General features: G+C 40.1%; 16 protein-coding genes. 2 read left to right on the plus strand and 14 right to left on the minus strand.

The genetic code is table 11. The features are described from left to right. Positions 1 to 37 precede the first annotated feature (37 nt). The 5 genes from hrpA to AC27JP_RS09930 all read right to left on the minus strand — a co-directional run bounded on the left by hrpA (position 38) and on the right by AC27JP_RS09930 (position 7191). The gene (hrpA, locus tag AC27JP_RS09910; protein WP_487115193.1) at positions 38 to 3970 is read right to left on the minus strand and encodes an ATP-dependent RNA helicase HrpA; all 3933 of its coding nucleotides are present in this window, start codon (positions 3968 to 3970) and stop codon (positions 38 to 40) included. A 218-nt stretch (positions 3971 to 4188) separates the two neighbouring features. After that, positions 4189 to 4602: a CBS domain-containing protein gene (locus AC27JP_RS09915; RefSeq protein ID WP_487114559.1), complete on the minus strand. Its 414-nt coding sequence runs from the start codon at positions 4600 to 4602 to the stop codon at positions 4189 to 4191. Between the two features lie 169 nt (positions 4603 to 4771). After that, the gene (locus AC27JP_RS09920) at positions 4772 to 5554 is read right to left on the minus strand and encodes a hypothetical protein (protein ID WP_487114561.1); all 783 of its coding nucleotides are present in this window, start codon (positions 5552 to 5554) and stop codon (positions 4772 to 4774) included. Positions 5555 to 5600: 46 nt separating this feature from the next. Further along, positions 5601 to 6059: a CreA family protein gene (locus tag AC27JP_RS09925; protein WP_487115195.1), complete on the minus strand. Its 459-nt coding sequence runs from the start codon at positions 6057 to 6059 to the stop codon at positions 5601 to 5603. An 85-nt stretch (positions 6060 to 6144) separates the two neighbouring features. Further along, the gene (locus AC27JP_RS09930) at positions 6145 to 7191 is read right to left on the minus strand and encodes an isoaspartyl peptidase/L-asparaginase family protein (protein WP_487114563.1); all 1047 of its coding nucleotides are present in this window, start codon (positions 7189 to 7191) and stop codon (positions 6145 to 6147) included. 198 nt (positions 7192 to 7389) lie between these two features. Here AC27JP_RS09930 and AC27JP_RS09935 point away from each other — a divergent pair, with 198 nt between their 5' ends. Continuing rightward, positions 7390 to 8199: a crotonase/enoyl-CoA hydratase family protein gene (locus tag AC27JP_RS09935; protein WP_487114565.1), complete on the plus strand. Its 810-nt coding sequence runs from the start codon at positions 7390 to 7392 to the stop codon at positions 8197 to 8199. Positions 8200 to 8262: 63 nt separating this feature from the next. After that, positions 8263 to 8718 carry a GNAT family N-acetyltransferase gene (locus AC27JP_RS09940; protein WP_487114567.1) on the plus strand — a complete coding sequence of 152 codons (456 nt, stop codon included), beginning with the start codon at positions 8263 to 8265 and terminating at the stop codon, positions 8716 to 8718. Between the two features lie 475 nt (positions 8719 to 9193). On the opposite strand, the gene AC27JP_RS09945 is transcribed toward AC27JP_RS09940, so the two are convergent. From AC27JP_RS09945 to recC, 9 genes are all read right to left on the minus strand, one after another. Then, positions 9194 to 10057 carry a TolB-like translocation protein gene (locus AC27JP_RS09945; protein WP_487114569.1) on the minus strand — a complete coding sequence of 288 codons (864 nt, stop codon included), beginning with the start codon at positions 10055 to 10057 and terminating at the stop codon, positions 9194 to 9196. A 519-nt stretch (positions 10058 to 10576) separates the two neighbouring features. Next, the gene (locus AC27JP_RS09950; RefSeq protein WP_487114571.1) at positions 10577 to 11092 is read right to left on the minus strand and encodes a P-loop NTPase family protein; all 516 of its coding nucleotides are present in this window, start codon (positions 11090 to 11092) and stop codon (positions 10577 to 10579) included. A 59-nt stretch (positions 11093 to 11151) separates the two neighbouring features. Next, positions 11152 to 11352: a DUF2986 domain-containing protein gene (locus AC27JP_RS09955; RefSeq protein ID WP_487114573.1), complete on the minus strand. Its 201-nt coding sequence runs from the start codon at positions 11350 to 11352 to the stop codon at positions 11152 to 11154. 131 nt (positions 11353 to 11483) lie between these two features. Continuing rightward, positions 11484 to 11744 carry a DUF5062 family protein gene (locus tag AC27JP_RS09960; RefSeq protein ID WP_487114575.1) on the minus strand — a complete coding sequence of 87 codons (261 nt, stop codon included), beginning with the start codon at positions 11742 to 11744 and terminating at the stop codon, positions 11484 to 11486. Between the two features lie 96 nt (positions 11745 to 11840). Next, a complete protein-coding gene (locus tag AC27JP_RS09965; protein WP_487114577.1) occupies positions 11841 to 12227 on the minus strand; it encodes a VOC family protein in 387 nt (128 codons plus the stop codon). Positions 12228 to 12330: 103 nt separating this feature from the next. Continuing rightward, positions 12331 to 12903, minus strand: a complete 573-nt coding sequence (locus AC27JP_RS09970) for a DUF3087 family protein (RefSeq protein WP_487114579.1) — start codon at positions 12901 to 12903, stop codon at positions 12331 to 12333. A gap of 70 nt (positions 12904 to 12973) precedes the next feature. Continuing rightward, positions 12974 to 15073, minus strand: a complete 2100-nt coding sequence (gene recD / locus AC27JP_RS09975) for an exodeoxyribonuclease V subunit alpha (protein WP_487114581.1) — start codon at positions 15071 to 15073, stop codon at positions 12974 to 12976. Then, positions 15066 to 18725, minus strand: a complete 3660-nt coding sequence (gene recB, locus AC27JP_RS09980; protein WP_487114583.1) for an exodeoxyribonuclease V subunit beta — start codon at positions 18723 to 18725, stop codon at positions 15066 to 15068. Before recB ends, recD begins: the two co-directional genes overlap by 8 nt. After that, positions 18725 to 22492, minus strand: a complete 3768-nt coding sequence (recC, locus tag AC27JP_RS09985; RefSeq protein ID WP_487114585.1) for an exodeoxyribonuclease V subunit gamma — start codon at positions 22490 to 22492, stop codon at positions 18725 to 18727. The genes recB and recC overlap by 1 nt, the downstream gene beginning before the upstream one ends. Positions 22493 to 22540: the final 48 nt, after the last annotated feature.

Raw genomic sequence — 22540 nt, forward strand, 5'->3', positions numbered from 1 at the left:
TCACCGTAACCATCACTGTCAAATCATTGTCTTGAATTTAACTGTATTCTTTGAGGTAGTTCAATATTCGCTTAGCCGAAATTGGAAACGGTGTTTTCAAGTTTTGCGCAAAAAGGGAAACCCGTAATTCCTCAATCATCCAATAGCCTTGCACTAACTCTTTCCTCAAAGGTTGCCCTTTGGGTTGTTGTGCCACTACCGCATCTAATGCTTTTTGTACCTTTTCAATTTCAAGCATTTTCAGTCGGTCTTGATTCGGATCAATTTGCAGCTTTTCTAGTCGACGTTCCATTGCCGTTAAGTATCGGGCAATATCATCTAAACGCTGATAACCGGCCTTGGTGATAAAGCCTTTAAACACCATAGCTTCCAATTGACTTTTAATATCACCATGCGACTGCACAACATTTAACGACATTTTGCCTTTCATTTTCTTGCGTACGTCGTGAGCTAAACTCAACACTCGTTCAACTTTTATCGCGGCACTTAATACACAATCAGCAATTTCAGCGCGAACATGCTCTTTACACGCAGCAAACTCTTGTTGTGCGCGCGGCAACTCGCCGTATTCATTTACTAAGAACTGACAACCGGCAACAATACAATCATCGAGTAAATCGTTAATGGAACCAAAAGGATTGAAATACAAACCCAATTTCGACTTATTAGGCAATTTCTGCTGTAGGTATTTTACTGGCGACGGTATGCTCAATAAAATTAAACGACTGACACCATCTAACATCGCTTGCTCTGCTAAGCTTTCATGCTCAAATAATTCAATGGCAACTGACTTATTCTTATCAACCAAAGCCGGAAATGCTTTTATGGTGATATTAGCGACTTTCTTTTCGTAGCTTTTCGGTAAGCTTTTAAAGTCCCAATTGGCAATATCACTACGCTCAATGCCCTTATCTGCCACCTTTTTAATTGACGCTTGCACTCGACCTTGCAAACCATCTTTTAGCTCGTCAAGATTTCGACCTTGTTTAAGTAATTTGCCGTGTTCGTTAACAATTTTAAAATTCATTGATAAATGCGGCACTAACTCAACACCTTGCCAAGCATCTTCTGGTAAGCGCACACCTGTCATTCTCAACAATTGCTTTTCAAGCGCCGCGGTCAACGTGCTGTCTGCATTTGATATTGCCGCACAACAGGCTTCAGCATAGTTTGGTGCGGGCACAAAGTTACGTCGTAATGACTTAGGTAAACCTCTGATCAAGGCGGTAATTAGTTCAAGTCGTAAAGCGGGAATTAACCAATCAAAACCAGTATTTTCTATTTGATTTAAAATGCCAACGGGGATCAAAACACTAATACCATCGTCAATATCACCTGGACTAAAATGATAACTTAGTGGCAAAGTTAAACTGCCCTGCTGCCACGTTTCGGGATATTCATTTGCTGAAAGTTTTACTGCGGTTTCTTTTAATAAGAATGCTTTAGTAAAGTTCAATAACTTAGCATCGCTCTGCTTTTGTTTTTTCCACCAGGCTAAAAAGCTGCGCTGACAAATAACCGTTTCAGGTAGTTTCTCGGTATAAAAATCAACTAACTGCTGCTCTTCAATTAAGAAATCTTTACGGCGAGCTTTTTGCTCTAAGGCTTCAATTTCATTAACCAGTTGACGATTATCTTTTAAGAAGGCTTCTTTAATGTTGCTATCGCCATTAACTAAGGCTTCACGAATAAAGATTTCACGACAGGTATCGGGTTCAATTTTATTGAAGTTAACTTTACGCTTACCGACAATAATTAAGCCGTAAAGCGTCACTTGTTCAAACGCCATTACAGCGCCCTGTTTCTTTTCCCAATGCGGTTCGCTATAGCTACGTTTAACTAAATGCTCAGCTAGTGGCTCAAGCCATAGCGGGTCAATTTTCGCGGCCATACGAGCAAACAAACGGCTGGTTTCAACCAATTCAGCCGCCATTAACCACTTCGGTGATTTTTTCGCTAACGCAGAGCCGGGGAAGATAAAGAATTTACTGCCGCGTGCCCCTTTGTATTCTCGGTTCTCATCTTGTTGGCCTAAATGGCTTAACAAACCAGACAATATCGCTTGGTGAACAATATCTAAATTACCATTAACTGGATTTTTTTCAGTTTCTTCAGATAAATCTAACTCAATACGGCTCATCGGGATTTTCAATTCCCGCAATGAATGGGTTAACTGACTGTAGATATCTTGCCATTCTCGAATCCGCATATAGGATAAAAATTCTTTTTGGCACAAACGACGGAACTGATTGTTAGTTAACAGCTTTTGCTGCTCTTCAACGTAGCTCCATAGCTTTAACAAACTAACAAAATCAGATGTCTTATTTTTAAAACGACCATGCTTTTCATCGGCAGCTTGTTGCTTCTCATGCGGACGTTCACGGGGGTCTTGAATACTTAAGGCACTTACAATAATAAATATTTGTTCAATACAGCCTAAGTCTGCCGCCGTTAAAATCATTTTCGCTAAACGTGGGTCGATGGGGAATTTCGATAACGAACGTCCCACTTGGGTCAACTTAACGCGGTTAGCACTGGCATCTATTGCCGCTAATTCTTCGAGTAGACGCACGCCGTCGTTAATATTGCGATTATCGGGTGGCTGTACAAAAGGAAAGTCGGATATCTCGCCTAAATCTAGCGCCAACATTTGCAAGATAACCGTGGCTAAATTGGTCCGTAGTATTTCAGGGTCGGTAAACTCAGGACGATTTAAGTAATCATCTTCAGAATATAAACGAATACAAACACCGGAAGAGACACGACCACAACGACCCGCACGTTGATTGGCACTGGCTTGTGAAATCGGCTCTATCGGCAAACGTTGTACTTTAGTACGGTAACTATAACGCGATATTCTTGCCGTACCTGGGTCAATAACATATTTAATGCCCGGCACGGTTAAACTGGTTTCGGCAACGTTAGTGGCTAATACAATATTACGACCACTATGAGGCTTGAATATTAAATTTTGCTCGGCAACGGTTAAGCGTGAATACAAAGGTAAAACATTGGTATGACGTAAGTTTGCTTTTTCTAAAGCACGCGCGGTATCGCGAATTTCTCGTTCGCCATTAAGAAATACTAAAATATCGCCGTCAGTTGTTGCACCACGGCCATCTGAACTGAGCTCATCTACCGCATTGAGAATACCGGAAATAATATCGGCATCACCATTACTTTCATCAGCCATTTCGTTCAATGGCCGATAACGCATTTCTACCGGGAATGTTCGACCAGAAACTTCAATAATCGGCGCTAGTTCACCATTCGCGCTAGCAAAATGTTTAGCAAAGCGTTCAGGGTCAATGGTTGCAGAGGTAATAATAATTTTTAAATCAGGGCGTTTCGGCAAAATTTGCCGCAAATACCCCAAAATAAAATCAATGTTTAAACTACGCTCATGGGCTTCATCAATAATTAAAGTATCGTACTGACGCAGTAGTCGATCTTTTTGCATTTCAGCCAACAAAATACCATCAGTCATCAGCTTGATATAGCTATGCTCGCTCACTTGGTCGTTAAAACGCACCTTATAACCAACAGCGTTGCCTAATTTAGTATTGAGTTCATCGGCGATACGATTTGCCACCGTTCTAGCGGCAATACGGCGTGGTTGCGTATGACCAATAATGCCGTCAACTCCACGACCAAGTTGTAAACATATTTTTGGAATTTGTGTGGTTTTACCTGAGCCTGTTTCACCGGCAATAATCACCACTTGATTTTCAGCAATCGCCTTTGCGATCACATCAACATTTTGTGAAACCGGTAAACCTTCCGGATAGCTTACTTTAGGTAAGTTTGTCAGGCGAACTTGCTTGTTCTCGACTGACTGCACAATTGACTCAGCAATCTTTTGTAGAGCTTTTTGCTGTTTGTCTACATTGGTGATTTTTTTCACGCCCAATAAGCGTTTTCTAATGCGAGCTTTATCCGATAATTTAACCCGATGTAATTGCTCAAACAGTGACTTTACCGTGACATTTTCATTGCTTTTATTAGATTTTTTTTTATTGGCAGTAGAATTAACAGAGGCTTCAGTGGACAAAACAAACTCAAAACAGATAGTAAAAAAGACAGTTTAACAGGTAAATAATAGCAAATGAATATTTAACCAATTTGAAAGTTTTCATTTGCTACTATTTTCTAATTATTTTTAATAAAATCAAACGCCCTAACTAGCTACTATGCCTTATAACCTGAGCGTAAATGTAGATCGATAGCACGCAAAACATCATTGCGCGATATCGTGCCTAATAAGTTCTCGTCATCATCAACAACGGGATAAACTTTCGGTTTATTTTTCAGCATTTGCTGACCTAACTCCATGACACTGTCATACGGTTTTACCGTTAAGACCTCTTTTCGCATTAAGTCTGCAACATCAGCAATATGCTCGTTGTAGTAAATGGTTTCGATCATTTTTGCTAACACGTCACTTTCAGATAAAAACCCTATTAGCTGATTATTTTTATCAATAACAGGACCACCGATTTGCTTGGTTTTTAAAAACCGTAAAGCTGCCTCCTCAACCACCATCTCAGGTGTAAAGGTTACTGGATAATGGTTCATATATTCTTTTACTTGTAATGATTCCATAACGGATCCCTAAAAATTAAAATAAAATCTTTATGCTCAAGCTACTTGTAGATACATCTTCAAATAGTTTAGGTATACACTATTAACTGTAGACGCATTTGCAAATAAATCATCCATTTACCGAATTTTTTCTAAAATTGTTAATTCTAGCTATCGGATCCTAAGTTGACTAATTCATCACCGCTAATAGTGCTGGTTGTGTGCTGCGAGTAAGTGACTGTTCAATTCCTTTATAGGCGTTAACAAAGTCTTTTCTTAAGTGTGATTTTAAGTGACCTTTAACATTCTTAATTGGCTCTTTTTTTAACACACAAAATAATGCCAAAGCATATAAAGTTTCAGGCTCAGTAAGTGCCGCTTGGCGATTCAAACTGGCATTATTACAAGAGCCACAGCCGCCTTTAAATTGATAAGCTGTGTTAGCAAATATAACGCCAAAGCCCATAAAACAGGCGACTAAGTCAATCGCTTGCGGTAAATATTCTTTACCACCCGGTGGTAAAACTTTATTAGAAACCACTAAAATACTGGCAAGTGCTTGGCTAATCCCGGCAATTAAATCTTGTGGCTGATTTACTTGATTAGGCGTAAAGCCTAACATCAGGGCTTCGTTCCCCGCATGTAACGCTATTTCCGCGTTATCACCTCGAACTACTTCCCCTAAGGTTAAATCTTCAATGGCAGTGTGACTTGCAGGGGCATTCGATGTTATTTGAATTGGCCATTGCTGCATGCCTGCATACTTCTTGGTATTGGTAAACATAGCTTGCGCCATTTCATCAATACTCGATACCTTGCCCGGATAAAACTCATTCGTTGGTAACACTAAGCGAGTTTCTTTTTTCAAGACATTAATATCAAAATTTTCAATTGCCCAAGCAAAAGTATCGTGGATCCAATTTTGGGTATTTTCATCAATAATTGCTTTCGGGCTAAATAGTTTTGCTAACATAATTTCTACTACTTTTATTTTTACGTTTTAGTTCAGGGTAATACAGTTAATGATCAGAATTTTCATCTTGTGCCAATGCCCAAACCCACGCCTTAGTATTATACAAGGGCACAGTCGACAAGGAATGATGGTGGCTACCCGATGATTCCTTCGTTGAATAAGACAGGTAAATAAGGGTTTTATGTTCAGCATCGTAAATACGTCTGACTTTTAGGCTTTTAAATAAAATGCTTTTTGATTCTTTAAAAACCACTTCGCCATTTTTTGAACGATCAATTTGCGCTAAAGCCTGCGCTGATATTTCACCGGTTTGTCGACACGCTATGCTCATGTCTGACGGATCAGAAAAGTCTAAATCCGCTTCAACATGGCTGATGTGACAAGTTACCCCTTTAACTATTGGGTCTTGTTTCGCGTTAATTACGACATCTTTGGTGGTGAATAAGCCTAAACTGACTTTACCAACATCATCAGAACAGCCAATGAGTGCCATCGACATCAACATTGCAGAAGCAACTTTTAAGTTAAATGCTTTTGCTAGTGTGATCGATTTTTTTGCAACCAAGCCACTTTTCGAGTTTATATTTTTATTAATCATCTTTAAATATTCCAACAAATTCTTCGCCTGTTGACGATTTACTCGCACGATACATGCCCGAGCTATTAAATGGCATGGTGATATTGCCTGCAGGGTCAATGGCTATAATACCGCCTGAGCCACCTGCTGTAACTAAAACATCATTAATAACAACATCAGCGGCTTTTTCAAGACTAATGCCCTGATACTGCATACGCGCACAAATATCTGCAGCAACATGGTAACGAATAAAGTACTCGCCATGACCGGTCGCAGAAACCGCGCAGCTGTCATTATTCGCGTAAGTACCCGCCCCAATAATAGGCGCATCACCAATACGTCCAAAACGTTTAGCGGTCATGCCGCCTGTACTCGTGCCTGCAGTTAAGGTGCCTGATTTATCAAGCGCTACGGCACCAACAGTGCCATATTTATATTCGTTGTCGAGTGTTTGATGAGCAGCTTGAAAGTCTTTCAATTCCTTTTCCTTTTCAGCCAACTTCTTTTTCGCTCGCAGTAATGACTGATATCGAGCATCAGTATCAAAATAGCTATTTTCTACACTGGCTAGCCCTTGCTGCTTCGCAAAAGTATCAGCCCCTTCGCCACTTAGCATGACATGAACTGATTTTTCCATCACCTTTTCAGCTAAGGCGATTGGGCTTTTAACAGTTTTAACACCTGACACTGCGCCAGCATTTAAGGTTTTACCGTTCATGATTGACGCATCAAGCTCATGCTCGCCATCATAAGTATATACTGCGCCCTTACCGGCATTAAATAACGGCGAATCTTCTAATATTTGAATCGCGGCAATCACTGCTGCCTGACTCGATTCACCGTTCGCTAACAAAGCGTAACCGGCATCACGTGCCTGCTTTAATTTAGTTTCATAGGCTAAGCGCTTTTCATCAGTCATTTTAGTTTTATTTATTGTGCCTGCTCCGCCGTGAATTGCGATAGCAAAAGGCTGTTTTTGATAAGCTTGCGCCACATTAACTATAAATAATTGCGTGCTAGCTAAGGTTAAAACACTGGATAAAAGTAGCTTTTTATTCATTATATTTCGCCATAGAAAATGATTGAAAATAAAGGTGTAGCGACAATGTGCGATAAATCCGCTTTATTTACAAGTATTCGCTTTAGGGTTAGCTGTTAGAAAGTAGACATCAATAACGACTTTCGCTAAGGTACTGGTCATACCAATAATTTGATAATTGCACTATTTGCCAACTAGCATTGCAATACAAGGACGCCCATGACCGAGCAACGAGTCAATGTAGAAATCATCGATAACATCGCCCACGTTAAACTTAATCGAGCCGACAAGCTTAATGCGCTTGATATGCCGATGTTCCTTGCCATTGATAAAACCATGAAAATGTTACGTAAAAACCGGGCAGTTCGTGCAGTTATTGTTTCAGGAAATGGTGACGACTTTTGTTCAGGTTTAGATGTTAAATCTATCATGAAATCGCCAATAAGCATGATTAAGCTGCTTTTTAAAGCGTTACCAGGGCGAGCCAACTTGGCACAGCGGGTTTCAACAAGCTGGCAAGACATTCCAGCTCCGGTTATTTGTGCAATTCATGGCCGTTGTTGGGGCGGAGGTTTACAAACCGCCTTAGGTGCAGACTTTCGATTTGCAACGCCTGATGCCTCTCTGTCAATTATGGAAGGCAAATGGGGCTTAATACCAGATATGGGCGGCACCATTGCCCTGCGTGACTTAATGCCGATTGACCAAGCCAAAAAGCTGGCCATGACAGCAGAAGAATTTACCGGCCAACAAGCACTAGCATTAAACCTAGTGACAGAAGTTACAGAAACACCACTCGCTGATGCACAAGCCTTTGCCGAGTCATTACTGACAAAATCACCCGATGCCCTTGCCGCCAATAAAAAGCTTTATAACAAAAGTTGGCAAGGCAGCAAAGGCTGGGCTTTATTTCGCGAATCCTATTATCAAATTAAAATTTTAATGGGCAAAAATGTTCATCGAAAAATCTACAATCAAACCCACGACGATGAACAACAAAAACCATTTTTACCGCGCAAAAAGTGGTAAGTTTATAGCTTGTTAGAATGAACTAAGTTAATAGCGGTAAAATTGGGATATTTAATTAAAAACATGGAAATAAAACGTGATGATTTAGCTGGTGGTGAAGTCATCAGCTTACTCGAAGAGCATTTAGCCGATATGTACGCAACATCGCCAGCGGAAAGCGTGCATGCACTTGATGTAAACGCCCTAAAAGATCCAAGCATAACCTTTTACAGCTGTTGGCAAAACGGTGAGCTATTAGGCTGTGCGGCCCTGCGAGAGCTTGATACAAACCATGTTGAACTAAAATCAATGCGCACCACCACTAATGCTCGAAACCTTGGTGTTGCGTCAACTTTACTACAACACCTATTAACCGTCGCAACCGAACGTAATTATCAACGAATAAGCTTAGAAACAGGTTCGATGAGTTTTTTCAAACCTGCACAAGCGCTATATAAAAAATTCGGCTTTGAATATTGTGGACCCTTTGGTGACTATCAGTTAGATGAGAATAGTCGGTTTATGATGCGTCAGGTTTAAGTAGATCAAGCTCGAACAGACATTTTGAACTCAAAAGTTTCAATCTAATCCGACAACCGTAAGCCTGAAAAAACGTCACTCATCATAAAACTGCTAGTGCTAACATTGTGCGCTAAGCGGACTGTAACAGTTAGTTAATCCTTATGCCCGCTTCAAGCTCGTTGCAGCCTTTGGAGTTTTGTCTCTGAAGTGTTACTGTTTAACACATTCGAAACATTAGGTAGTTGTTACTGAAAGCTGATTTAGATTAGATGTTGTATCGATAACACCTAAAGCACTAGTTGCTGAGGTTTGACGTTTTTCAGCCAAAGCTTCAGCAATCTGAGTGCAGATTTTTGTTATATTTTGATCGATGTGACTGGTGACATAATCTCTTATACTGAATCAATTCACTAGCAAATGTCCACAATTGATTCGTTTGTTTGAATTGACGCGCTTTCTTCAATACTTACACTCAAATTCAATTATTAATACATCATAATTTTGGCCTTAGGTTCTCAATAATATTTGCACTCACCCAGAAAATATCTCCTTTCCCTTTGCTATTAGGGGCAAAAAAGAAAAAATATTTTCCATCTGGCGTTACGTATCCTCCACGTTCTGATACGTTTGTATTAATCTTATCACCTAAGTTAATGGCAGTTCCCCAAGAGCCGTCTTCCTGTCGAAAACTAACGTAAATATCACTACCACCATAGCCATTATCTCTCGTACTATCCCACAGAATATAGGACTCATCAGGTGCAATGAAAGGGTGGACGTTCTGTTTTCCGGTATTTATCTCTTTACTAAGTAGCTTCGGGGCTTCACGTTTACCATTGATTAATCGCGAATATCGAAGAACAAAATCTCCTTCTTTAGGGTATTCATCAAAAACATAAGTACCTTTGGATGAAGTCGTAAGTCGCATGATGTCGAATTCTTCAAACGCAGAACCAAGACTTTTAAACGCTGACCATCCCTCATCGGTTCGCTCCCTATATTGGTTTTTAAAAAACATAGTTTTACCATCGGGAGAGATAGACCCACCCACACCAGGTTCCACTTCTGACTCATGCCATCGATTATTCTCGTATTTAAGAACAAAGTGCGAATCTTTTCCACTTTGGTTGTTTCTCCGACTAAAGTACAACTCTTTCATGTCGGGTGAGAAGATAGTGCCCCATTCATGATGCTTTGATGAAACAATGCCAGGAGCGAAAACTTCAGGAATCAAGCCAGGAGGCTTTTGCCCAAGATAAGGGCCTTCCAAGACTGGAAACTCATCTTGACCATAACTATTGCTACTGAAAGCTAGCATAGAAAACAGCAGAACAATTGATATACAAATAGTCTTCATAATTTACCTTTATTTTAAAATCAACGTATTATTTAACTTCTATGTTGAAGTCGCTTTTTGTTGGTATAGCGTTTAAATGTGATTGAACAAGCGGTCACTTTAAGCCAAGCAGGTTTAAAACACCTGACGTTCTAATGATTTTTTGCTGATTTTTTCTGACGAGGGTAATCAACTTATTAAGTGCATATAACGCTTTTTATGGAGGCTTATCAGTAATACGGCTCTGTATTACTAGACAATATATCGCAAATACTTTGAAGCTAACTTACGCTTAGCGCACTAATTGATCGTTTCAAGTTGAACATTGAACGTCGGCTTCGGTGGCTGAGCGGACTATTTATTGCTGTGAATTCAAGGCGAAGTTAGGTCGGCAATGTCGCAAAATTTAGCGTTCTGAGATGCCCTCTAAAGACTGCAATGAGTTTTTAACTATCTATCAATATTGGTTACCCGTAGTAGATCTGATATTTTGAATCGTTAGATAAAGTCTAAGCAACTATAATTCACAACAGTAAATTGCTATTGTTGGTTGCTTATATATTGTGTTTTCTTACCAACAAATTCATCAAATAACTGTTGATGTGCTGCCTTTGAAAAGGTGTCGTTACGCTGGTCATATTGCGCTATCCAATCTATTAACATAGTTAAATTAGCATCTTGCGCAGCTTTGCTCTCATACTTATGAGGCTCCCACGGGCGATTATTGGCGTTCTCAATACAAAGTGTAATTGGCAGATTCATAAAAACAATTTCACTGCATTTTATTAGCGTGTGCGCTAATAAATCACTGTAACAACCTTCTATCACCCAATCTTGATGCTGATTGATAAAAGCATTAATTTCGGCAACTGAAACTTCAATGCTTTTTCGTTGCGGTATTGGGTTATCAGTTGAGGTTGGTAGCCAAGCTAAGGTGTCTAAGTCTAAATGGGCGAGTTCGTGCTCTGAAGCAAGTTTTTTCGCTAGGCTAGATTTACCCGATGCAGAGTTACCAAATATGACGATTTTCTTTGCTTGGTTACTATCCGTAATCATAAAACCGCCCTACTTATATTTTTCTGCTTTATAAATTTTCAAAACTACTACGATAAGTTTTAGCTTTCTGCTGAAATTGCTTCTACGCTAGGCTCTGAACTGACTTCCGTTGTGCTTTCTTGCGCTTCAGCTTCTTTTGCCGCAATAGCAGCACGTTCAGCTTTAGAAATATACTTAGGCTTGTTCGATTTTTGGCGCTTAGCATTCATTTTTTTAACCTTAGCTTTCAAGGTCTGATTAATTTTCTTTTTACGATTCATAGAACAGCTTTACTTCTTTTGCTTTCTTGTATTTAGCTAATACAAATGGGGAAATTCAATCGGCTTATTGCGCCGATTGAGTTGGTATAATAACCAATGTTGACCTATCGAAATTACTTAACTTACTTAGCTTATTTAAGTAAAGGATGATCAGCAGGTAATTGTTTTGCAATCCATAAAGCTAATTTGTGCTTCATGCTTGCTAAGTCTTCACCGTCTTTTGGTAAAGGCTGAATAAGTTTATCATTTACTAGTAAACGATATAAGGCTTCTATTTTTTCTTTCGCGGCATTGGTGGCTGAAAAACCTTTATAACCACGATTTTTTGCGTAATTTTCACCAATAACAATAGCTTTTTTCAATAATTCACTTTCGTTTTTTAACTTCTTCATTCGCGGTATCTTTTCCTTTATTAACTGAGTCGTTTTAGCAAAATGCTTATGTATATAATTATATACATAAGCATAGGTAGATAAAGTGCCTATAGCTTACGCTGTTGGCATGTCAAAATAAAAAGCATTAAGTTTATTACCGTCTAAATCACGGAAATATCCGGCATAAAAACCTTCCATTTCACCGCGTGGCCCGGCTGGCCCTTCACACGTTGCGCCCAGTTCAAGCGCTTTTTGGTAAAAGGCATCAACTTCGTCGGTAGAATCAAGCATGATGGCAACCATAACGCCATTACCTACGGTAGCTGGCTGACCATCGAACGGTTTAGTAATGGAAATACCCGCTTGGTCTGGCCCTTTTGACCAAGCAACAAATTGCTCAGTTTCGAGAAATCGACCCGCACCTATTGTGGCAAGTAATTCATCATAAAATGCTACAGCTCTGTCTAAATTATTAGTACCTAAAGTAACGTAACCTATCATTGCATATTCCTTATTTTTGCATTTAGTATTTTAATGTATAGTGAACTAACAGCTATCAATAAAATTATTGAATACTTCGCTAATAACATTACTAATAAAGATGTTAATACGCCGTCAGCATTGTTTGCTGATATTGCTCAGTTGAGATTGTTAACTGTTTGCTTTTAATTTGCTCGTCTAATTCAGCGATATCTTTATTGAGTTTAGACATTGTTAAGGTATTGTCATCTAGAAGATATATTTGTTTCAAACTTGCATAATAAAAATTCAAAATAATCAGCGCATCTACATCGTCATTTTTAGCCGCCGCTTTTATTTTTTTCAATTTACGATAAATATAATTTTGTTGCTGCTTTACTTGCCAAACATAATAAACCTCAGTAAAAAACGTGCTGGTTTTTAAGCGGTGTAAAGTAAATGCGCAAGTTAATAAAGCCATTAATACACCAAAAAAGTTAAACTTAAAGTTGTTGGCAGGTGCTGCCTCGGGCGCTAATTCCCCAGCAACCTCAGTTACTGGCGCTGCAGACACGGGCATATTTACACTGTCAGCAAATAAGGCGATTAATCCTTGCCCATAAACTAATGATAGAACTAATAAACTGGCGATAAAACTTACAATGACGATATTCAGGCGTTTACGGTAAACGGTTTTTTCAATGTCTTTTAAAATCATGGTTATGCTAAATTCTCTTAGTTACTGCGATAAAATTTATTAATATTGACGACGTTGGTATTTGTTACTTTTAATCTAAGGCGAGCCCTGAATAACGTATCACTTGTTGACTAACGCCCCTTTGCCAAATGCCCTCAGCGCTAGCAATGCTGAGCTTTGACTTGGCTCGAGTGATGCCAGTATATAATAATTCACGAGACAATAGTTTATTGTCTTTTTGCTCAGGTAGCACCATAGCAACGTGCTCAAACTCGCTGCCTTGGGTTTTGTGGATAGTCATCGCGTATACGGTTTCAAATTTAGGTAAGCGCGATGGCATGATCCAGTCATATTCTCCTGAGGCATTTTCAAATACCGCCATCAGATGGCCTTGGCTATTGCGCCATAACAAGCCGATATCACCATTGTAAACGCCTAAGCGATAATCATTTTCGCTGATCATAATTGGTTGTGTCGGAAATAAATCATTAGTTTCGGCAAACTTCTTGTAAGGAATAAGCCCTTTATTTCTTAGTATTTCAATCACTAAGGCATTTAGGTTTTCAACACCTTGTGGGCCTTTGCGCGTTGACGATAATATTCTAAATTTCGCTAACAGTGCAAAAGCATCAGCGATATTTTTACATTCGCTCAGTGGTTGATAATATTGACTGACTAACCGCGCTAACCAAGTTTCCACTGCGCCATTTAATAACGTTATTTGTTTGTTTTGATCGTCACTATTTTGACCTTTGCTTGCCAAGGTATCCGCGCTGCTTGCTTTTAGTAATTGCCAGCTTTCTTGGTATTGCCCGTTGATAACATAATTAGCGATTCGACCTATGCCGCCCTTGCCGTCAAATCGTCGGCTTTTCATTAAAAAGGTAACGCAATCAGCAACACTATATTGTTGATTGACTTCGCTGCCAGCGCCTTGCTTAGTTAATTGTTCAAAGCCTGTAACCTGTGTTAAATATTGATGATTAACGCTACTAAAGCCGGGATGAGGACGTGGCGCAAAGTCAGCTAAAACACTGCCAACAGCAACCGACGGCAATTGGTCGGCATCACCTAATAAAATAACTTTTGTATGGGCAGGTAAAGCACGAAAAATCCGCGTCATCATAGGTAAATCAACCATAGAGACTTCATCAATCAACAAAATATCAACCGCCAGTAAATTGTCTTGATTGTGTCGAAAATTTACTTGCTCAGGAATAACGCCGAGTAAGCGATGCAGGGTTTGTGCGCTTTCAGGGATAAGGTCTAAAACATCATCATCAATATCACCGCGAAAACCTTGTACGGCATTAATAATAGATTCTGATAAACGTTGTGCCGCCTTACCGGTAGGAGCCACTAATGAAATTCTTGGCGTTTGTTCATCGCCTTTAGCATCTGCTAACGCTAACATAATTAACGCCGCTAACAATTTAGTTACCGTGTAGGTTTTACCCGTACCTGGCCCGCCGGCAATAATGGCAAAGTCTTTGTTAATGGCATTGGCGACCGCAAGTGCTTGCCAGTCAATTTCTTGATTCATGCCTGTACAGTTAGCAGAGCTGTTGTTAACTGAATCAGGAAACAGCTTAGCGATAATATTTTTAACCAGTTCTACTTGTTCTTGTGCCTGAGGCTCAGGCATTGGTTTGATAGTTCTACGCGCAGCAACCGCTTGTTTTAGCTCTTGTTCAAACTGATAATAACGTCGTAAATACAAACGGCCATTGTTAAATACGATTGGTTGTTGTGCATCTTCGCCCAAAGATAATTGTTCAAGTAAGGCAGTTAATACCGTGGTACTTTCAAACAAAAAGCCATTGTTAATTGCTGGTTGTTCTTGCTCTGCTAAGTCAAAAGGTGCTTGGCTTATTTGTTGGCAAACTAAGTCAACAAATAAGCGTTTATTCGCCACGGCATCTAGCGGTAAACAGCTATGACCATCACGTAAGCTAGCGCTAAGCGCAACAAGCAAATGAAAGCACTGTTGTTGATCTGGCGTAGATGATAATGGCAAGCATTGGATGATTTCTTTCGCAAAAAAGTAATCGACAGCAACTAAACCTGCTAAGGTTTTTGCTGCATGACTAAATGATGAATATACCTGTGTTTTATTCATATCAGTGTGATTAATGCCTGTATGATTAATGCCAGTGTCGGCAGTTGTGATATTAGCGGCTAGTTCAGGCATTGGTAGTTTCTCCGGCAAAAATATCATCAAGTTGCTGCAATTCTGATAGTGAAATTTGACGATAGTAAACGCCACAATCATGATGCTCTGCTTTATCGCTCATGCCACGTAAATATAAATAATAAACACCGCCAAAGTGCAGTTCAGGGTCATAATCAGCCATGGCGTATTTAAGATGTCGATGCAGCGCTAATGAATAAATAAGATATTGTAAGTCATAATGACTCTTCTCAATATTTTCTCGCATTGCATCATGGCTGTAGTCGCTATACTGATCACCCAAATGGCTCGACTTGTAGTCACAAACATAAAACTTACCGTCTGCTTGAAAGACTAAATCGATAAAGCCATGCATCATACCTTTTAACTGTTGATAAGACGGTAAATGTACTCGTTGATTTTTCCGTACATTCGCACCGTTATTTGGCTCTGCGTAATCATTACGATGCTCGGTCAACAGTTTTGTTAACTGCCCGCTACTTGCCGATTGCATTGGGTAGTAAAATTCAGTTTCACGCAAGGTGTCTTGTTGCTCAAGCTGCGCTAACGACAAATGAGGATTACCGGTAAATGGTGTTTGCAATACTTCTTCTAGCCACTGAACTAGCAATTCTTCACCGTTCGCTTGCGCTGATAAATTATCATCTCCAACACCAATAACGCCATATTTAAGCAATGGCCAATGGCAACTTTTTTGCCAATCTGGCGCTAAAAAGTCGGTGTGCTCTAAAATGTCATGTAATAAATTACCCGTTTGCGCGCCCTTGGTTAAGGTGAAACGCAATTCATTGCGGCTCTCCACAATTGCGCTATTGCCATAATCCAATTCGTTCGAGACAGGTGAAGCTTCTTGGTTATCACGATCTGGTGCGGAAACACCGTCGTGGCGCAAATTTTTGCTTAGCGCCGAGAATGAGCTTAGCCACCAATCGCGTTCAATTTTGCCTTTAAACTTGGCAACACTGGCTAGCGATTCACTTTTCGGTTTTACCTCATCTGCTACTTGTAGTTGAGCTTCAGCATCGCCCATGTAGTTATCTAAAACTTCTACGGCAATTTCGTTAGGGTTATCTTGTGCTAATTGCGTTAAACCAGCAGCAATATCAGTCTCAGTCGACCATTTTAAGGTTTTCCCCAGTGGCGATTTATCAAAATGTTCAAATGCGGTACTTAAAATATAGCAACGTTTTTCAGCACGAGTAACCGCAACATACAACAAACGAATGGCTTCAGCATAAGCTTCTGCCGCCATGCCCGCTTTCGCTTCTTCATTACCATCAAGGCTGTGTTGCAACACGCCATTTTTATCATGAAATTCAATCAAGCTAACGTTTTTATTACCAAACTTAAGCGGGTCTTTATGACGCGTAGCAAATGGCACGAAAACTACCGGATATTCCATGCCCTTTGAGCCATGCTGAGTGATAATACGAATTAAGTTTTCATCGCTTTCTAAACGCAGCTCAGCTTCAACTTCAGGGTTATCAACCTGACTTTGTTGTTCAAACCAAAACAATAATTCTTGCGGTTGACGGTGGCGCTGACTAGCACTTTGCAACAATTCAAATAAATGCAGTAAGTTGGTTAAGGCTCTATCTGCTGAGCTATTGTCATGCGCTTCAACATCAATATGAAAGTGCTGGTGCATTAGCTGCAACGCCATGCTGATAAAGCCTTTAAATTGCCATTCGTTACGTAACTTTTCAAAGCTAATTTTTAGCTGTTGCCATTGTTGTTCATCGTGCTGTAATTGCATTAATTTTTCACGATTAAAGCCCATCAACGGGCTAGCTAACGCCGCGGTATATAAACGGTCGTTTTCTAAAAACAAAATGCCTTGCAGCACTTGTAGCAACTGCTTAGTTTGTTCACTTTGTAATAAATTGGCTCTATTACTCATAAATACGCTGGCTAAACCGCAATCATTCAAAGCTTGCTTAATATTCGCCGCTTCGGTGCCGTCACGCACCAGTAGCGCAATATCGCCACTGGCAATTGATAATTCAGGGCAAGCTAATAAGCGCACTATTTCATTAGCACACCAGCTGGCCATATTGGCACGATAACTTTGCTTAACCGCTTTATCTTTACCGCTTTTACTTTCTTGTTCGACATTAAAGTGCACAAACTGTAGCGCATTAAACTCTTTATCTGGAAAGACTTTACCTGCCGCTTTAGGCGATGCATTAACAGGCAGATATGGAATGTTATAGCCAAAAACGTCATTAGCTTTTTCTGACAAGTTATTGCCATAAAACAAGCGATTGTAGCCAGTGATCATTTCCGCACTTGAACGCCAGTTAGTATCCATTAGCCATTGATAATCACAATCATCACGCGCCGATAAATAAGCAAATATATCACCGCCGCGAAAACCATAAATGGCTTGTTTCGGGTCGCCAATCATATACAAGGCGCTTTGTGCTTGGTGGTAATAAATCGCTTTTAATATCGAAAACTGCTGTGGATCAGTATCTTGAAATTCATCAATCAGTGCCACAGGAAATTGGTTGAAAATACTATTAGCTAATGCCTGTTCAGTTTCACTCGACTTTTCGTTAGTGAGGCAATTGTTCAACGTAGAAATAAGGTCGTCAAAACCCAAAACATTCGCTTGCAGCTTTTTACGAATAATTTGTTCGCGAATTTGGTAAATACCAGTTCTAACGATTAACAAGGCTTTCGCACGATTAATGTGTTTGGCCAATGCCGGATGCTGCTTTTTAACGGCATTCACAAAGCTAAATATTTCTACTAATTCACTTTTAACTTTTGAACGGGCGAAACGTCTACCATCAATAAAGGCGTCAGGCATTTTGCCGTGCTGGCCTTCAACATCGGCTGAAAGCTCGGCTAACCACGATAACAGTAAATCTAATTCTTGCTGGCGTTTTTCTCGTTCGTCGCCCTTTTTAACATCAATTAACGATGCGGTTAGCATGTCTTTATGTTGATTTAAGCTAGTAATGGCTTGTTCAACCAAGCTTTTAAATTCGATACTAATATTTTCTGGCGCTTGCACATTTAAGGCGTTGTGACCATTGAGTGCTTTTGAAAATTGGCTAATAAAACTATTGGGCTCAGGCCAAAACTCGGTCACTAGATTGAAGTCTGAATGGCTTGTTTTAGTTTCATCCGTTACTGATGTGTCTGTTCCTAGTGCAAGAATACGGTACCAATCTTGGCAAGCTTCTAAGGTAATATCTTGAGTGTCGGTTTCCATTTGCGCATTAAAGCTCACGCCACTGGCAAAGGCATACTGGTTTAAAACTCGTTTACAAAAACCATGAATGGTGAAAATTGCCGCTTCATCTATGTACAGTAATGCCTGTGTTAAGCGTGCTTTTACTTCTGCACTACCTATGCCTTTTACTGCAAGGTTTTGACTAAGCGCGATAAAATACTCATCAGCAATAATTAGGTCATCCCAGTTATGTAGGCTTTCTCGAATAAAATCATCAATGCGGCCACGAATTTCTTCAGTGGCATCTTTGGTAAACGTCATCACCAATATTTGCTCTATGGGTAATGCCCGCTCCAGTAATAAACGCAGGAATATGCGAGTAATGTTATGAGTTTTCCCCGTGCCTGCACTGGCTTCAATTAGGTGTTTTCCCTGCAGTGCAATTGAACTAGCATTTAAATTATTCATTACTTAGCTCCTTTCTTCACTGAAGACTTAACCACTTGTAAGGCATCTAACATAGGTTGGTATAAGCTGAGCAACTTAAGCGAAATTTCATCATAGTTTGGACATGTTGGCCAAAAGTATTGCATGTAAGCATCTTCACCAAAGGCTTGGAAGGTGTTGCTGTCTGACCAAAACTGTTCAAATTGAGCTTGTTCAAAAACTTTGCTTTTTCTAATTTTTTCGACAATATCACCATTAAGTAACAACGGCTGATGCTGACCTAAATAAAACATTGCAATTAAACGCTGCAATTGTAGTTTGGCATCAACAATATCGCTGAAATAAAACTCGCTTGGCTTTTGCGTTTTAGTATCAAAATAATAACCATGGCTTGAAACTACCGTGCCTAAAACATCGGCATGTGTTTGTGAATCATCAGTTTGCGCTACTTGTAAAATAAGTTGATGCAAGTACAAGGTAAATAAGTCTTTCGCTTTCGCGCTACTGCTGCGATAAAACACTAACTTACCGGCAATAATAAGCAGCTTAGTGTTGACGGTGACACTTTTGGGTAGCACGGTTTTTAAGATCTCTAACTCAGCGTCAGAATATAAATTCGTATCAAAAACCTGCGTATTGCTTGCACTTAAATCGACTGTAACACTACAGTCTATCGGTTCAATGGCTATTTCTGTACTTGATTCTACGCTAGCGACTTCATTCGCGGCTACCTCGTTAAGAATGAAGTGACTAAAGTCTTCGCTGTCTTTTTGCCAGCCTTGAATTAAATCATCAGTGGTCGGTAAATCAGGTAAGTTTCCTGAAAGTTTTGCCGTGAGTAAAATATCTTCACAACTTTGCTTACTTTGCGATGGCGACAAATAATAATTGAGTAAGTCTTGTCTTAATAGGTAACTATCTAGCCTGTCGGGGACAAAAGGCTCAATATCATTAATCAGGGTATTGTGTTGCTCTAAATATAAGTAAAGTGAGTGCTGGCCGTAGTAACGGGCTGGGTGCTGATAAAAACGAATAATGTCGCTTGCTGAAGCACTGTCAACTTTAGCACTGTCGGCTAGCTCATTATCTTCAAGCAAGTTCACCCTGTCATCAGTTTCTTGCGCTGTATTTGCTCGTTTTAAATTTAACCAGTTGGCGTCAAAACTTGCATAACGGCCAAGGTAGTTTTGTTCACTAAACGCCTGCATCGGTAACTGCCTAATGTGTTCAGCTAACGCTTCACCTGACTCTTCATCTGTACTTTCATTCAGGCCTTCATTTAAGCCAAGCAAGCGCCAGCCGTAACCTCGCGCAAGGTATTCCATTAACTCTTTTAGTACTAATGACGGTTGACGTTCTTTGTTATTTTTAATGTTTCGGCCTTGAAAACTTAAATACAACGCCCGTCTGGCAGAAATAATCGCTTCTAAGAATAGATATCTGTCATCACCACGGCGGGATCTATCACCCAATTGTGCAGGAGTCGTCGACATTAAATCAAAGCTTAGCGGTTGCCGCTGACGTGGAAATTCACCGTCGTTCAAGCCCAACACCGCTATAATTTTAAATGGAATACTACGCATAGGTAGCATAGAACAAAACGTCACTTGCCCGACCATAAACTGACGACCGGGATCGGGCTGACTAAAGTGAGCATTTAAATAATCGCGAATAACAGACAAGCTAATTTCGCTGTCGTAGTCGGCATGCTGACAATATTCCACCAACGACTCTATGGCAGTGCGCACAATACTCAAGCCATTGTCATTTTCGTCTTCAAACAATTGTTGTAGCAAGTCAAATAAAAACTGCTGCCATTGGCTGGCACTACGCGCTTTTGACATGCTTATGGCTGATAATTGCAGTTGCTCAATAATCAGCATTAGCTTACCGAGTAATTCGCAGTCGCTACCTTCAATATTGGGTAACAGCATTTGATCTTGATAAATGACACTGTGATCACCAAAAGCAAAGCCACGCATTAAACGGGTTAAGCCTTGCTGCCACGTAAAGCTATCGCTGACTGAGCTGACGTTGGCTGAATTGGCGTTAGCTGAATGGGTTTTATCATCTCCTGCCGTTCGGCTTTGCGCTAATATTTGTTGTTTATGGGCTTTATCTAAGCCCCAATGCACTGAAGCGGCTTCAAGCCAATGGGTGATCTTTTCAATAGCTTCTAAATTAAGACCAAAACGATTTTGCATTGCCGGTAAACGTAATAAGGCAATTAAACTTGAAACCTGAAAACGACTGTCTGGCAGTTTTAATAATTCGGCAAATGCTGCAACTAATGGTTCAGCATCTTTACTCACCCTGTCGGCAATAGAACAAGGCAGTGGCGGTACTTCGTCTGCAATATCTTGCCAACCACGGGTAAATACGGCATTAACATATGGCGCGTATTGCTCAACTTGCGGACACATGACCAGTACGTCTTTTGGTGTTAAGCTTTTATCATCATTAAACTGATGCAATAACCAGTCATGCAAACCTTGAACTTCACGTAAGGCACTGTGAGCGCTGGTGATGATAATTGAGTCATCAATTAATGGTGATTTTTCTTCGCCCTTTTCTTCGGTATGTCGAGCATCAGACAAGGACAGAATATCTTGCTGTACTCGCGCTAAAATATTGTCTTTTGTTTTTTCTTCAAAAGAAGTTTCAAGGGGTTGAGCACTATCACTTTCTTTGGCGTTTATGTCTTCAACGGCTGATTCAAAAACATCAATATTGACGGTACTGTATTGGTACAGCAAAGCCATAAACTCTCGCCCTTGTTGGCCTAAATTGGCCAGCAGCGGATTGCCCACTTGGCGATTTATATCGGCCAAATTTTCCATTGCTGTTAAGTTTTTGTCTTCATCAGCCTCGACGGTAAAACCTTGGCCCTTTATCCAAGCTTCAATAGCACGTTTCTCAGTCACCACATCGCCCCAATAGGCATAACATGGGTTTAAATGAAAGAAATGCACATCAATTTTTTTACTCAATGCATTGATAAACTCAAGCCATAATGGCGCCATAGCGTTAATACCGAAGAATGATAAACGCTGCGGTAACAATTTCGATCTGGGATTTGTTTTATCAGTTAAGTCGATATTATTAAGGTTGCTAATGGCTAGCGCGACAAGTTCGTTGGGATCATAAGGTTGTTCGCTAACCAACAAATGCCAAAGCTTACCTTGCCAAATAGCGCTGCTTTCCATGTCTGAGTCACATTCATCAGCTTGGTCAGCTTGGTCAGCTTGGTCAGCTTGGTCATAAGCGATAAATTCGCCTTGATGCCAAGCATGTATCCATTCAGGGCGGAATATTAAATATTGTTCGTATAAATCGGCTAACTGACAGGCTAATTGATAGCGTTTTAATTGCTCGGCTTCGCTATGATTTTCGCGACAAGTTTCACTTTGTTCATTACCCACATGATTTACACGCCAATAGTCACTGGCCACTTGATAAGTTGTATCATTGAGCACTTCATTCGACGCCAGCAAAGTATCGATACGCCAAGCTAAAACTTCACGCGAGTATGGCGACTGATCTGGCACGTCTTCGTCACTGGCTAAATTACGGATCAAATTCCACAAATATTGTGACGGCAAAGCATAGCGCATATTCATGCTAATACCGCGCTGCTCTGCCAACGACATATTGAGCCAATGTTGCATACCAGCATTTTGCACAATAACGGTATCTTGAGCGAAAACAGGAAGAGGAGAAATTTGCTGAATTTTATCGAGCAACACTAACAAATTTTCCATTTTGTTAGCTGGGTAAAGATAGAACAAATGCGTGCCTTTTTAGCCATTTTTTCTTATGACTAAATTTAACCACAT

Source organism: Colwellia sp. SU-HH01172, assembly GCF_057553355.1.

Bases quoted from the DNA above. Each gene is read 5' to 3' on its own strand.
- AC27JP_RS09915 (WP_487114559.1), bottom strand. From the start codon at position 4,602: ATGGAATCATTACAAGTAAAAGAATATATGAACCATTATCCAGTAACC.
- AC27JP_RS09920 (WP_487114561.1), bottom strand. From the start codon at position 5,554: ATGTTAGCAAAACTATTTAGCCCGAAAGCAATTATTGATGAAAATACC.
- AC27JP_RS09925 (WP_487115195.1), bottom strand. From the start codon at position 6,059: ATGTTGATGTCGATGGCACTCATTGGCTGTTCTGATGATGTTGGTAAA.
- AC27JP_RS09930 (WP_487114563.1), bottom strand. From the start codon at position 7,191: ATGAATAAAAAGCTACTTTTATCCAGTGTTTTAACCTTAGCTAGCACG.
- AC27JP_RS09935 (WP_487114565.1), top strand. From the start codon at position 7,390: ATGACCGAGCAACGAGTCAATGTAGAAATCATCGATAACATCGCCCAC.
- AC27JP_RS09940 (WP_487114567.1), top strand. From the start codon at position 8,263: ATGGAAATAAAACGTGATGATTTAGCTGGTGGTGAAGTCATCAGCTTA.
- AC27JP_RS09945 (WP_487114569.1), bottom strand. From the start codon at position 10,057: ATGAAGACTATTTGTATATCAATTGTTCTGCTGTTTTCTATGCTAGCT.
- AC27JP_RS09950 (WP_487114571.1), bottom strand. From the start codon at position 11,092: ATGATTACGGATAGTAACCAAGCAAAGAAAATCGTCATATTTGGTAAC.
- AC27JP_RS09955 (WP_487114573.1), bottom strand. From the start codon at position 11,352: ATGAATCGTAAAAAGAAAATTAATCAGACCTTGAAAGCTAAGGTTAAA.
- AC27JP_RS09960 (WP_487114575.1), bottom strand. From the start codon at position 11,744: ATGAAGAAGTTAAAAAACGAAAGTGAATTATTGAAAAAAGCTATTGTT.
- AC27JP_RS09965 (WP_487114577.1), bottom strand. From the start codon at position 12,227: ATGATAGGTTACGTTACTTTAGGTACTAATAATTTAGACAGAGCTGTA.
- AC27JP_RS09970 (WP_487114579.1), bottom strand. From the start codon at position 12,903: ATGATTTTAAAAGACATTGAAAAAACCGTTTACCGTAAACGCCTGAAT.
- recD (WP_487114581.1), bottom strand. From the start codon at position 15,073: ATGCCTGAACTAGCCGCTAATATCACAACTGCCGACACTGGCATTAAT.
- recB (WP_487114583.1), bottom strand. From the start codon at position 18,725: ATGAATAATTTAAATGCTAGTTCAATTGCACTGCAGGGAAAACACCTA.